Genomic DNA, 12,890 nt, shown 5'->3' on the forward strand with positions numbered 1-12,890 from the left:
TACAGGCCTCGGGCTGCAGGCTGCAGGCAGTTTACCTGTAGCTTGCAGCCCGCAGCCTGCAGCCGCTTTATTTGGTTTCGTTGAACAACTCGCGGCCGATCAACATCCGACGAATCTCGCTGGTGCCGGCGCCGATTTCGTAGAGCTTGGCGTCACGCCACAGGCGCCCGACTGGGAATTCGTTGATGTAGCCGTTGCCGCCCAAGATCTGGATCGCTTCACCGGCAAGCCAGGTCGCCTTTTCAGCCGCATAAAGGATGACGCCGGCACAGTCCTTGCGAACCTGGCGAACATGGCCACTGCCCTGCGCATCGAGGTGCTTGCCCACGGCGTACAGATAAGCGCGGCATGCTTGTTGAGTGGTGTACATGTCGGCAACCTTGCCCTGGATCAGCTGGAACTCGCCGATGCTTTGGCCGAACTGCTTACGGTCGTGGATGTAGGGAATGACCACATCCATTGCTGCCTGCATCAGGCCCAGTGGTCCGCCGCTGAGTACCGCGCGTTCGTAGTCGAGGCCGCTCATCAGCACCTTGACGCCTTCGCCAACACCGCCCAGTACGTTCTCTTCCGGCACCTCGACATCCTGAAACACCAGTTCGCCAGTGTGCGAGCCGCGCATGCCGAGCTTGTCGAGCTTCTGCGCAACCGAGAAACCGGGGGCGCCTTTCTCGAGGATGAAAGCGGTCATGCCCTTGGGGCCGGCAGCCAGATCGGTTTTGGCGTACACCACCAGCACATCGCAATCGGGGCCGTTAGTGATCCACATCTTGGTACCGTTGAGCACGTAGCGGTCGCCTTTCTTATCGGCGCGCAGCTTCATCGAAACCACATCGGAACCGGCGTTGGGTTCGCTCATGGCCAGCGCGCCGATGTGCTCGCCTGAAATCAGCTTGGGTAGAAACTGGCGCTTTTGCGCCTCGCTGCCGTTGCGGTTGATCTGATTGACGCAGAGGTTGGAGTGGGCGCCGTAGGACAAGCCGATGCCGCCAGCGGCGCGTGATATTTCTTCCATGGCGATCATGTGCGCCAGGTAACCCATGCCGGAGCCGCCATATTCTTCTGAAACGGTCAGGCCAAGCAGACCCATGTCTCCGAACTTGCGCCAAAGGTCCATCGGAAATTGATCGGTGCGGTCTGCTTCCTCAGCACGCGGGGCGATTTCCTTTGCAGCGAAACCGGCAACGGAATCGCGCAACATGTCAATTTCCTCACCGAGGAAAAAATCCAATCCGGGCAAACCACTCATGGTCCAGCTCTCCTATTGTCATTGTTGGTTCCTTTGGAAACGCCGCTGGCTCGCTCCAGAGCCAGCCGGCAGCGTTGTTCCGCAAGGTCTAGTTCGGCCTGCATCTTTTGAATGTCCAGCACCTGTTGATCGAGCTGCTGACGCCTGTTTGAGATCGTTTCCAGCAACCGGCTCAGCTGCATGCTGTTGCCGCCGGCCGGGCAGTACATGCTGATCAATTCCTTGCATTCTGACAGCGACAGTCCGATGCGCTTGCCGCGCATGATCAGCTGTAGCGTTACCCGATCGCGCTGCGAGTAGAGGCGCGTCTGACCGCGTCGCTCGGGCAGCAGCAAGCCCTGCTCCTCATAGAAGCGAATGGCACGAGTGGTCACCGTCATCTCGCGAGCCAGTTCGGAAATGCTGAATACGTCGGGTATGTTCACTCGTGACTACCTGTCCTTCACGTTAACGTCTGCTGGTATCGGCGGAAACGGCAGTCGCCAGCCCATCCGGTTGTCACTAAATGTTGGGTCGCCCGGCTTCGCTTGAGGCCGGGCACCGCATCAAAGCTGGACAGCATCGATGCGTTTCGATGTCCCGGGCTGGCTTGCGTCATAAAAGTTCGAGCCGGAGCGCAGTTGTGTCAGAAGCTGCGATTTTCGGCTCTCGGCATGCGAGAGGTAGCGTTCCTTGACCGGGCCATAGCCGCGTACCGCATCTGGCAGCTCGGCCAGTTTCACAGCCAGACTGAGATTGTCCGCCGTTACCGCAGTTAGGAGTTCGTCAAGCAACTCTTCGTAACTTTGCAGCCAGTGCCGCTCAACCTTGCGCTCATGGGTGTAGCCGAAAGGATCGACCCAGGTGTTGCGCATGAATTTCAGCTTGGCCAGCAGCTTGAAACACTTGAGCATCCAGGGGCCGAAGCTCTTCTTAGCTGGCTCAGTGCCGGGCTCAGCCTTGCTGAGCACAGGCGGCGCGAGGTGAAAGCGCAGGCTGTAATCGCCGTCGAAGGTGGCTTCGATCTTTTTCAGGAAGTCGCCGTTGGTGAACAGCCGCGCCACTTCGTACTCATCCTTGATCGCTAGGACCTTGAAATAGTATTGGGCCACCGCTGCTGTGAGCGCGCCAGGCAGGCCAACGAGCGCCGTTTCCTTGGTTCTGAATTGCTCGATGCGATCCAGATAACGCTTGGCCAGTGCCGCGTTCTGGTAGTCGGTGAGATAGCTGCTACGCCGTTCAATGGACTCCTCCAGCGACTGCGAGAGTTGCTGATCGCGGTTCTGGAGCTTGCCGGCCTCCAATTTGTATTGCACGCGCAGCAGATCGACCGCTGCGCGACGGCCCCAGACGAAGGCGTTGCGGTTGAATTCTACGGCTGTGCCGTTCAATTCGATTGCCTGCATAAGGGCCGCTTCGCCCACCGGCAGCCAGCCTTTCTGATAGGCGTAACCCAGCATGAACGTGTTGGTCGCGATCGAGTCGCCCATCAGCGCAGTGGCGAGCTTGCTGGCGTCTACGAACGTCGCCTGGCCGTCGCCTACGGCTTCGCGAATTTGTGCTGCCATATTGGCAGTCTGGAAGCGCGGGTCCGGGTGTGCTTCGAGGTCGCCGCTTTCCGCCTGCAAGGCAAAGGTACGGACAAATGCGCTGGTGATGCTTTCTTCACTGTTAATCACTGCGTGGGTCACGCCCTGGCGCATCTTCGACAACGTCTCTGTATTGGCGCTGACCACCAGATCGCAGCCCAGTAGCAGGCTAGCTTCGCCCTCGGCGATGCGCGGGGCGAAAAGCTGATCCTGCTGAGCGGCAATGCGGATATGCGACCACACCGCACCTCCTTTCTGCGCCATGCCGGCCATGTCGAGGTTCAGCGCGCCCTTGCCTTCGATGAAGGCAGCCATGCCGAGCAGGGCGCCGATAGTGACCACGCCAGTTCCACCAACGCCAGTGACCAGAATGCTATAGGGCTCATCCAGCGCCAGTGGGGCGGGCTGTGGCAGCTCCCAGTGGTCCTCGGGGTTTTCCGCCAATGCCTTGGGCTTGCGCAGCTTGCCGCCTTCGACCGTGACGAAGCTCGGGCAGAAGCCAGACAGACAGGTGAAGTCCTTGTTGCAGGAGGACTGGTCGATTTCGCGCTTGCGCCCGAATTCGGTTTCCACCGCGACCACGGACATGCAGTTGGATTTGCTGCTGCAGTCGCCGCAGCCTTCACAGACGGCCTCGTTGATCACCACCCGGCGCGCAGGGTCCGGAAACTTGCCGCGCTTGCGCCGGCGCCGTTTCTCGGCGGCGCAGGTCTGGTCGTAAATGATGGCCGAGACGCCGCTGAACTCGCGCATCTCGTTCTGCACGTCGTCCATGTGGTCTCTGCGATACACCGGAACGCCAGGGGCGAGGTCTTTTACATGCTCGTATTTGTCCGTGTCGTCGCTGACCACCACAATTTTGGTCACGCCCTCTGCGGCCAACTGACGCGAAATCTGCGACACGCTGAGCGTACCGTCGACAGGCTGGCCACCGGTCATCGCTACCGCGTCGTTGTAAAGAATCTTATAGGTGATCGATACCTTGGCAGCCACAGCCGCGCGGATCGCCAGCAGCCCGGAGTGGAAGTAGGTGCCGTCGCCGAGATTGGCGAACACATGCTTGGTCGCAGTGAAGGGCGCCTGGCCGACCCACGCTACGCCTTCGCCCCCCATCTGGCTGAATGTCTGGGTTTGCGGGTAAATCCAGGCCGCCATGTAGTGGCAACCGATCCCCGCCAGCGCTCGGCTGCCTTCGGGAACCTTGGTCGAGGTGTTGTGCGGGCAGCCGGAGCAGTAGTGAGGTACGCGATCCATCAGGTTGACCAAGTGGCCCTTGCTGCACAGTTGCGCTTCCAGGACAGCCAGGCGGACCTGCAACTCACCGCCCTGATAGACCCGCAATATCCGCCGCGCCAGCGCACGGGCAATCTGCGCGGGCGTGAGCTCGCCGATGGCCGGCAGCAACCAGTCGGTATGTGGCCTGGCCCATTCGCCTTTGTCGTCGAACTTGCCGACGATGACGGGGCGCACATCCTCGCGCCAGTTGTAGAGTTCTTCCTTGAGCTGGTACTCGATCATGTGGCGCTTTTCTTCGACCACCACGATTTCTTCCAGGCCCTCGGCAAACTGCCGCACGCCTTCGGCCTCGAGCGGCCAGATCATTCCTACCTTGTAGATGCGCAGCCCGATTTGTTGAGCGAGCGCGTCGTCGATGCCAAGAATCTTTAGCGCCTGGCACACGTCGAGATACGATTTGCCAGAAGTGATGATGCCCAGGCGCGCCTTGGACGAATCGACAACGATACGGTCGAGGCGGTTGGCGCGGGCGTAGGCTAGCGCGGCGTAAACCTTATGCTCGAATAGCCGCTTTTCCTGATCCAGCGGCGGGTCCGGCCAGCGGATGTTCACGCCGCCTTCCGGCATCGGCACGTCGGGGATGATCGGCTGCACGCGATGAGGATCGACGTCGACGATGGCGGCGCTTTCTACGGTGTCGGCCACCGCCTTGAGCGCAACCCAGCAACCGGAAAAGCGCGACATGGCCCAGCCATGCATGCCGTAGTCCAAGTATTCCTGCACGCCAGATGGTGCCAGCACTGGCATCATGACGGCTTTGAAGATGTGTTCGGTCTGGTGCGGCAGGGATGAAGACTTGGCTCCGTGGTCGTCACCGGCAATCGCCAGCACACCGCCAAAACGTGAGGTGCCTGCGGCATTGGCGTGGCGGAACACGTCGCCACAGCGGTCGACGCCCGGACCCTTGCCGTACCACATGCCGAACACGCCGTCGTACTTGGCGCCTTCGAAGATGTTGACCTGCTGGGTGCCCCACAGCGAGGTGGCCGCCAGGTCTTCGTTGACGCCTGGCTGGAAGTGAACGTGGTGTTCCTTCAGATGGTCACGAGCCTTCCATAGCGCCTGATCGAACCCGCCGAGGGGCGAGCCGCGATAGCCAGAGATGAAGCCTGCAGTATTGAGCCCATTCTCAAGGTCGCGCTGACGCTGCATTAACGGCAGACGCACCAGCGCCTGGATGCCCGTCATTAGGACTTTGCCGGTCTGCTGAACGTACTTGTCGTCCAGCGATGGGGTTTTGCTCACGGCCAACCTCCAGATTGTTCTTGTCTACGCGGCACATGGCGGCGCGAATGATTTGAACAGATTATCTGTTTACGTGTAAATATCGTAAAACGATAAAATCGGCTATCTGGTATCAGATAAACAGATATCAGGAGACGCAGGAGAGGGGAGATAACGAAGCCGCAGGGATGGAGCGATTGGCTGAGCGGAATCGCCTGGATAACGAGCGACCGCCGTTGCGGCGATCACCCAATTCGCTATTACTTGGCCAGTTCGGCTTCTATCGTCTGTTGCAGGCGTGGGTCATCCGGGCTGACATCCGGCGAGAAACGCGCCACCACCTGGCCGTTGCGACCGATGACGAACTTCTCGAAGTTCCAGAGCACCTCCGGGGCAGCGTTGGTCTGGATGCCATAACCGGCGAGCCGCTCTCGCATGGGACCTTCACCGGTAGCGTCTGGCTTGGCGGCGGTCAATTCCCCATAGAGCGGATGACGATCCTCGCCGGCGACAGACACCTTGGCGAAAAGCGGGAACTGCACGTTATAGGTCAAGGTACAGAACTCCTTGATCTCCTGGTCGCTGCCCGGCTCCTGCTCCTTGAAATTATTGGCGGGGAACGCCAGCACCTCCAAGCCTTGTTCGCGCTTGTCTTCGTAGAGCTTTTCAAGCCCTTCGTACTGTGGCGTCAGCCCGCATTTGGACGCCACATTGACGACCAGCAATACCTTGCCTTTGTAGCGCTCCAGCGTAAGCGATTGGCCATCATTGGATTGCACCGGGATATCGAAGATTGAAGCCATGGATGTCCTCCTTCTGTTATGAAATTTTCAGCCTAGACGAAGATTACTGGAGAAAAGCAGAATAACGATACAAATTCACAAAAAGTGCACAGATTATCTGGTAGTCGAGTAGGTCTGCCCGCTTTGTGGTCATTCGAGGGATAGTGCGAAGCCGGCGCCACGGTTCCATAACGGAATTATTGCTGGACAAAACACGTTAAAATGTTCAACTAATACCCTGGCTTCAACCCCGACAACAAGACAAACAAGAAGGAGATTCGCATGCGTGCAGCCATCATTTCCGAGCGCAATGCTCCACCGGTAGTAGGCGAGTTTCGCGAACCTGAGCCGCAGCAAGGCTCCGTCATGATTGACGTCGACACTGCCGGCCTGGGCGGTTGGGACGTGCTCGGCGCTTATCGACTCGGGGTCGAGTATCCCTGTGTGATTCGTGGCGAAGGTGTCGGTCGCGCGGAAGACGGCCGTCGAGTGTATTTCGGCGAGCGTTCGGTTTTGCCGTTCGGTGCCTGGGCCGAGCGCACGCTGGTACCGGCTGCGGAGGTCTGGAACGTTCCGGACGACGTAGATGACAAAACCGCGATCAGCATGGGTATCGCCGGGACCGGCGCCATCGTGCCGCTGGAAAAGGCGCAAATCCAGAAAGGCGAAAAAGTGCTCGTGCTCGGCGCTACCGGCACCCTTGGCCAGATCGCGCTGCAGCTGGCTCGTGGCATGGGCGCCGGAAAGGTCGTGGGTGCGGCACGCTCTGCCGAGGCACTGACGCGCTTGAAGTCGCGCGGCATCGCCGATGACGTGGTGACGTTGGGCGGCGCCGATGATGTTGCGGCACTGAAAGACGCAGGCGACGGTGGGTTCGACGTAGTGCTGGATCTGGTTTGCGGCCAACCCATGCTTAGCTCTTTGAAGGCTACCAACTGGGGCGCACGGATCATGACCATCGGCACCGGGGCAGGGCGCAAGCTCGATCTCGACATTGCCGATCTGCTGTTCCGTTCGCTGTCGTGCATTGGCACGGGCCAGCGCCCGCCCGCTGACCGCGAGCAAATCTGGCTGCGTCTGCTGAAGATCGCGAGGGAGCAGGAAATCCAGATCGACTACGTCGACTACACCCTCGACCAGGCCGCCGAGGCCTGGGCTGCGCAGGTGTCTGGCCCGCATGCGAAAATCACGGCGAGCGTGCGCCGCTGAGCCAATGTACGGCCGGCCGCCTCGCGCTAGCCGGCCGAGCATCGTGGTCTCTGGTTCGGCTTGATGGGTACGGCGGTGACGGGGCGCCCAGCTAGCCGGACTATGGCGGCGGCACTCGTGTACCAATCCGGCCCAATCCTGACCAGGGGCGCTGCCTGGCGGTCAGCTCGAAGCGGTGGAAAACTTAGGGAGCGACAATGGATATCCACAGGATGAATAGAGCGGCAATACTCATGTTGTTTTTGATTATTGCCGTGCCGGCTCAAGCCGGGCGCATACAGCAAGAGCTGCAGACGACCCAGGAACTCCGATCCCTGGCCTTTCTGACCTGCGCAAATGCATTGGTGTATTTCAATCAGAACGGAAGCCCCTACGAGTTGCGTAACAAGCAGGGCTATGAACAAAGAATCCTCCGCTTGCGAAGCCTGGCCAAAAGTCTGGGCGTTGCGGACGTTATAGATGAAGTGCAGCGCCTGCAAACACGCCTCGATGATACTGACGAGTTACCCCAAACCAGCGCGGCCCTACGCTCTACCGAACCCTCTTATTCACGTAGGTTGTTGCCGGTAATCGAGTCGCACGCACATCTGCAAGCCTTACTGGATGCCCATTACGCCCAGCTGCAGGGTGACGAGCCTCTGGGTGAACTTGGAAAACTACACGCCATCAGCCGCGCTATGGGCGAATTGCTGGTGAACTATCAGATCGCGTCGTTCAATCGTCTTGGCGCCGAAACATGGATACTGAGAGACGAGAAAACCCATCAACTCGATCACGAAGTAATCGATGCGTTCGAGCGTTTGTCGGCCGGCCATCCGGCACTTGCCGAGGCGCTTGAGCATGCGGCACGCGAGTACTCGTTCGTCCGCGGCGTGATCCTCAAACAGGACGGAAATTGGGCGCCCAACGGGGCTGAACGCTATATGCGGTCGACGATTGCCGAAGTCGACCAAATCGCCAGAGGATTGCGCCAGTAACATTGCCTGCCGCTTCTGGTGTGGGATGTCCGGCGGCACGCGGTTCGCGTCTTTGTGCTTTTATTGTCCGGCGTCGGCGATCATCACTGCTACGGGGCATCGCGTGATTGCGAGCTGCGATGCCTTGGCCCGACAGGTCAGTCGGCGGCAGGCCAGGTGCCGTTGTTCATCAGGCTATCGAATGCTTCTGTCATTTTGTTGGCCGAACTAGGGTAGTCATGACGCACCCACCACAGCCATGTGCCGATCAGCGCGCCCACGAAGCTGCGCACCGCCACCTCTCCGCGCAATCCGCTGCACTCGTAGATGCCATGTTTGCGGTAGTGCTCGCGCACCAGAATCAGTAGCAAATTTTCCAGGTGAGCAAGAACGATCGCTTGTGAAGGACTGTTGAAGAATGAGGTGGTCAGGGCTGCATGCCGCTCGGTGGCGTTGAACAGCCATGCTGAAACATCGAGCACGATCCGTTTTTCCCCGGCGACATCGCAAGCGCGGGTTTGCGGCAGGCCGATGGACTCATAACCGGCCACCAGCAAGTCTTCCTTGTCACGAAAGTGTGCATAAAACGTCGAGCGTGCTACCCCGGTATGGCTGAGCAGTTCCTGCACCGAGATGTCCCGAAAATCCTTTTCCAACGCCAATCGATACATCCCGTCCAGAAGCAGCTCTCGGGTTCGCTGTGTGCGTAACGCGTGGCGCTTGCTGGCCATGTCGGGCTTGGTCGGTCGTTCCGGCACAGCAGAGATGTGCTGCTTCATCCTTTACCTCTGCGAAGTGTGTTTGTCGGTCGTGGCGCCAGTACCTGTAAGCGTAGCTGGCATGAGCATGGAGACTGGCACGTGCGCTTCACCGCGGACAAGGCTTGTTCGATTGAGCGAGCGCAACAGTCGTCCCTGTGCGGCGAAATCGAACAGATCGGGAATTCTGTCCGTTGTGGATTCTTCAGTCGAAACCTACCTTTCTCTCATCCCCAAGCACCGGGGTCTTGCAGATGGGCGTCGATCAAGCCGCTTCGGTTAGTTGTTGAGCGTTACCTGTTGAGCGGCTGAGGGCAGGGGGGCGGCCGGCTAATCGGCCAGCGAAGTGCTTGCTTCGGCAACGCCCCAATCCGTGAAATAGAACGCATCAAGCAGATCGCGACATTCAACCCATTCAAACGACAGAAGAATAACAATGAGCCAATCCTACGATTACATCATTGTCGGTGCCGGCTCTGCCGGCTGTGTGATGGCCAACCGGCTATCCGCCGACCCCAGCGCCTCGGTACTGCTCATCGAAAGCGGCCCCGACCACACCAGCCCATTGATCGCAATGCCGCGCGGCATCGGCAAACTGCTGATACCCGGAAACCCGCATGTTTACGACTACCAGGCCTCGCGCGGTGAAGGCATGGCCACCGAATTGTGGCTCAAGGGTAAGGCCATCGGCGGCTCCAGTTCGGTCAATGGCATGGTCTACGTGCGCGGCGCGCCGGCCGATTACGATGGCTGGGAAGCGCAGGGTTGCACCGGCTGGGGTTGGGCAGATATTGGCCGGCAGTTCGTCGCGCTGGAGGATCACCAGCTCGGCGCTTCCCAGTGGCGTGGCGCTGGCGGGCCGCTCAAGATCACGGTGCATCCTTCTGGCGATCCGCTGTGCGAAGCGATCATCAACGCTGCCGATACCCTTGGAACCGCTCGCGTCGAAGATACCAATCATGTAGATGCAGTCAGCCAGGGTGGTTTTGGATATCAGCCACAAACCACCTGGAAGGGTCAGCGTTTCAGTGCGGCCAAAGCCTTCCTCGATCCGGTTCGTGGCCGTCCCAACCTGACCGTGATGACTGGTACACACGTCCAGCGCATCGAGTTCCAGGAGCGTCGCGCGGTCGCCGTGCATGTGCGTGACAAGGATGGAGCTCAGCGTCTTGCGGTCAGCCGGGAAGTGGTGTTGTGCGCGGGCGCCATCGAGTCGCCGAAGCTGTTGCAGTTGTCCGGCATCGGGCCGGCAGAATTGTTGAAGCAGCATGGCATTGCGCTCGTGCAGGACTCACCAAACGTAGGTCGCAACCTGCGTGAGCACGTCTATATGGCGGTGCAGTATCGGGTTACCAGCGGCAGCCTGAATCACTGTTTCGCAGGCCTGGGCCTGCTGCGTTCGGTGGCGCAATATTTCTTCAGTAAAAAAGGCCCGATGACCCACGCCGCGCACGAGGCGGGCGGTTTCGTGAGGACCCGACCGGGTCTGGATCGCCCGGATGCGCAGATCGGCGTCAGCCTGTATTCCATGGACGGCGACGGCAAGACGGTGGTGATCGACAAGCAACCCGGCCTGACCATTGGCGGCTATTTCATGCATCCCCAGAGCCAGGGCGAAATCACCATTCAGTCGGCCGATCCAGCCGTGCCGCCGAAGATCGTCGCCAACTACCTCACCGCCGAGGCCGATCGGGTCGCCGCCATCTCGCTGCTGCGCTGGATTCGCCGTCTGGCTGCCGAGCCGGTGCTTAAATCATTCATCGTTCAGGAGCTGACGCCGGGACCGCAGGTGCAAAGCGATGAGGAAATCCTCGCCGCGTTCCGCCGTTTCGGCCAGACCGCTTTTCATGTTTCCGGCACCTGCCGGATGGGCGCGGACAGCGATTCGGTTCTCGATCCCGAGCTGAAGGTACGTGGGGTCGAGGGTGTCCGCGTCGTCGATACCTCGATCATGCCGAGCCTGGTCTCGGGCAACACCAATGCACCGGCGATGGTCATTGCCATGCGCGCCGCTGAAATCATCACTGGAACCGCTTTCACTGGCATAACCAAAGGAGCTGTAGCGGCATGAGCATTCCATTTACGCAGCTGAACAAGCTCTATATCGACGGCGCCTGGGTTTCGGCAAACGGTCCGGCCGAAGCCGTGCTCAACCCCGCCACCGAAGAGGTGATCGGCCAAGCGCCGGTGGGCGATAGCGCCAGTGCTGACGCCGCCATTGCCGCCGCGCGCCATGCGTTCGACAGCGGTCCATGGCCGTGGCTGAGCATGGCCGAACGTGCCAACTACATGCGTCGTATGCATAGCGCACTGGTGGCGCGCCGGGAGGAAATCGCCGCGCTGATCATCGCCGAGGTCGGTTGCGCGCAAGGTGTTACCTATGCGATGCAGGTCGATATGCCGCTGGCTCATGTGCTCACAGCCATCGACCAGTCGCTGCACGACGCGACGCAGCAGATTCCCGTGGAAGCAACGCCCAATCCGTTCAACCCGGGCGGGCCGATGATCCTTGGCAGCGGCAGCATCGAGCGCGAACCGATCGGCGTGGTTTCAGGCATCACCGGCTATAACTTCCCGTTTCTGCTCAATCTGGCGAAGATCTTCCCGGCGCTGCTGGCGGGCAATACGTTGGTGCTCAAACCGTCGCCGTTCACGCCTTATTCGGCACTGCTGTTCGGTGAAATTGCCGAGCAGGCCGGTTTACCCAAGGGTGTGCTGAATATTGTCACGGGTGGTGTCGAGGTCGGCAGCCTGCTGAGCAGCGATCCGCGGGTGGACATGGTCTCGTTCACCGGCTCCGAATCGGTGGGCGTGAGCATCATGTCTCAGGCTGCGCCGACGCTGAAGCGTGTGCACCTTGAACTGGGCGGTAAATCCGCCTTGATCGTGCGGCCGGATGCCGACATCCAGGGCACGGCCCTGGGCGCCATTGCCGGTCTGACGGTCAATGCCGGGCAAGGCTGCGCCTTGCTTACGCGCTTTCTGGTGCACAACTCCATCCGGGAGCAGTTTGTGCAAATGGCCAAGGCGGTGGCCAGCCAGATAAAGATTGGCAACCCGGCCGACCCGAGCGTGGTGATGGGTCCGCTGATTCATGAATCGCAGCGGGCCAAGGTCGAGCATTTCGTTGCCAGTGGCCGCGATTCGGGTGCCACGCTGGTATGCGGTGGCGGTCGCCCGCAGGGCTTGGACAAAGGCTTCTTCAGCGACATCACCCTGTTCGATGATGTGCGCAACGACATGACCATCGCCCAAGAGGAAATCTTCGGGCCGGTGGGCGTGGTCATCGGTTTCGATACCGATGAAGAGGCCATCGCCATCGCCAACGATTCGCGCTATGGCCTCAATGGCGCGGTCGCCACGGCCGACGCCGCGGTTGCCTACCAAATGGCCCGACGCATCCGCGCGGGCAGCGTTTATATCAACGGGGGTGGCGGCAAGATGCCCTATGCGCCAATCGGCGGTTTCAAGCGGTCGGGCATCGGCCGCGAGTTCGGCCCGGATTGGCTGAAAGAGTTCACCCAGGAAAAATCCATCATTTATCCCATCGGGCGATAAGGCGTTCGGCAACACATGGCGCCGTTCATGGCGCCATCCCGATCGGTTTTCGATAGCTCATTAACGGCCCCTTGTGGGCCGTTTTTTTTTGCCCAGCAAACGGCTGCGCCCTCGCTGATCGTCCGTGGCGCTTGCAGGCATGAGTGATGCGTTTCAGCGATATCGCTTTGCATTTGAGCGATAGCCGGTTTCGTTGTGTCGCCGTGAGTCGTCCCGTCTACTGAAGCAGCTGCCCCTGGCTAGAGGGGCGCGCAGGTCAGCTGACAATAAAAACAATGGGCGCGACGGAG

Annotated in this window: 9 protein-coding genes; 4 read left to right on the plus strand and 5 right to left on the minus strand. The window is 60.0% G+C overall.

Annotation, left to right across the window (positions count from 1 at the left end; all coding sequences use genetic code 11):
- Positions 1 to 67 precede the first annotated feature (67 nt).
- The 4 genes from KCX70_RS06640 to KCX70_RS06655 form a co-directional block, all read right to left on the minus strand.
- Entirely contained in the window at positions 68 to 1,249 is a 1,182-nt protein-coding gene (locus KCX70_RS06640) for an isovaleryl-CoA dehydrogenase (RefSeq protein WP_212619658.1), read from the minus strand.
- Positions 1,246 to 1,629: a MerR family transcriptional regulator gene (locus KCX70_RS06645; protein WP_272876421.1), complete on the minus strand. Its 384-nt coding sequence runs from the start codon at positions 1,627 to 1,629 to the stop codon at positions 1,246 to 1,248. The genes KCX70_RS06640 and KCX70_RS06645 overlap by 4 nt, the downstream gene beginning before the upstream one ends.
- 165 nt (positions 1,630 to 1,794) lie before the next feature.
- Positions 1,795 to 5,358 carry an indolepyruvate ferredoxin oxidoreductase family protein gene (locus KCX70_RS06650; RefSeq protein WP_212619659.1) on the minus strand — a complete coding sequence of 1,188 codons (3,564 nt, stop codon included), beginning with the start codon at positions 5,356 to 5,358 and terminating at the stop codon, positions 1,795 to 1,797.
- 239 nt (positions 5,359 to 5,597) lie between these two features.
- Positions 5,598 to 6,140, minus strand: a complete 543-nt coding sequence (locus KCX70_RS06655; protein WP_003288900.1) for a glutathione peroxidase — start codon at positions 6,138 to 6,140, stop codon at positions 5,598 to 5,600.
- A 261-nt stretch (positions 6,141 to 6,401) separates the two neighbouring features.
- Here KCX70_RS06655 and KCX70_RS06660 point away from each other — a divergent pair, with 261 nt between their 5' ends.
- Entirely contained in the window at positions 6,402 to 7,328 is a 927-nt protein-coding gene (locus tag KCX70_RS06660; RefSeq protein ID WP_003288901.1) for a quinone oxidoreductase family protein, read from the plus strand.
- A 197-nt stretch (positions 7,329 to 7,525) separates the two neighbouring features.
- Entirely contained in the window at positions 7,526 to 8,305 is a 780-nt protein-coding gene (locus KCX70_RS06665) for a hypothetical protein (protein ID WP_003288902.1), read from the plus strand.
- A gap of 137 nt (positions 8,306 to 8,442) precedes the next feature.
- Here KCX70_RS06665 and KCX70_RS06670 read toward each other — a convergent pair whose 3' ends face one another.
- Entirely contained in the window at positions 8,443 to 9,063 is a 621-nt protein-coding gene (locus KCX70_RS06670) for a TetR/AcrR family transcriptional regulator (protein WP_003288903.1), read from the minus strand.
- Between the two features lie 415 nt (positions 9,064 to 9,478).
- On the opposite strand from KCX70_RS06670, the gene KCX70_RS06675 reads away from it, so the two are divergent.
- Positions 9,479 to 11,113: a GMC family oxidoreductase gene (locus tag KCX70_RS06675; RefSeq protein WP_212619660.1), complete on the plus strand. Its 1,635-nt coding sequence runs from the start codon at positions 9,479 to 9,481 to the stop codon at positions 11,111 to 11,113.
- Positions 11,110 to 12,600 carry an aldehyde dehydrogenase family protein gene (locus tag KCX70_RS06680; RefSeq protein ID WP_212619661.1) on the plus strand — a complete coding sequence of 497 codons (1,491 nt, stop codon included), beginning with the start codon at positions 11,110 to 11,112 and terminating at the stop codon, positions 12,598 to 12,600. The genes KCX70_RS06675 and KCX70_RS06680 overlap by 4 nt, the downstream gene beginning before the upstream one ends.
- The last annotated feature ends 290 nt before the right edge of the window (positions 12,601 to 12,890 follow it).

Source organism: Stutzerimonas stutzeri (assembly GCF_018138085.1).
GTDB classification, from domain to species: domain Bacteria; phylum Pseudomonadota; class Gammaproteobacteria; order Pseudomonadales; family Pseudomonadaceae; genus Stutzerimonas; species Stutzerimonas stutzeri_AI.

Coding starts and splice junctions, on each gene's coding strand:
- KCX70_RS06640 (WP_212619658.1), bottom strand. CDS start 1,249: ATGAGTGGTTTGCCCGGATTGGATTTTTTCCTCGGTGAGGAAATTGAC.
- KCX70_RS06645 (WP_272876421.1), bottom strand. CDS start 1,629: ATGACGGTGACCACTCGTGCCATTCGCTTCTATGAGGAGCAGGGCTTG.
- KCX70_RS06655 (WP_003288900.1), bottom strand. CDS start 6,140: ATGGCTTCAATCTTCGATATCCCGGTGCAATCCAATGATGGCCAATCG.
- KCX70_RS06660 (WP_003288901.1), top strand. CDS start 6,402: ATGCGTGCAGCCATCATTTCCGAGCGCAATGCTCCACCGGTAGTAGGC.
- KCX70_RS06665 (WP_003288902.1), top strand. CDS start 7,526: ATGGATATCCACAGGATGAATAGAGCGGCAATACTCATGTTGTTTTTG.
- KCX70_RS06670 (WP_003288903.1), bottom strand. CDS start 9,063: ATGAAGCAGCACATCTCTGCTGTGCCGGAACGACCGACCAAGCCCGAC.
- KCX70_RS06675 (WP_212619660.1), top strand. CDS start 9,479: ATGAGCCAATCCTACGATTACATCATTGTCGGTGCCGGCTCTGCCGGC.
- KCX70_RS06680 (WP_212619661.1), top strand. CDS start 11,110: ATGAGCATTCCATTTACGCAGCTGAACAAGCTCTATATCGACGGCGCC.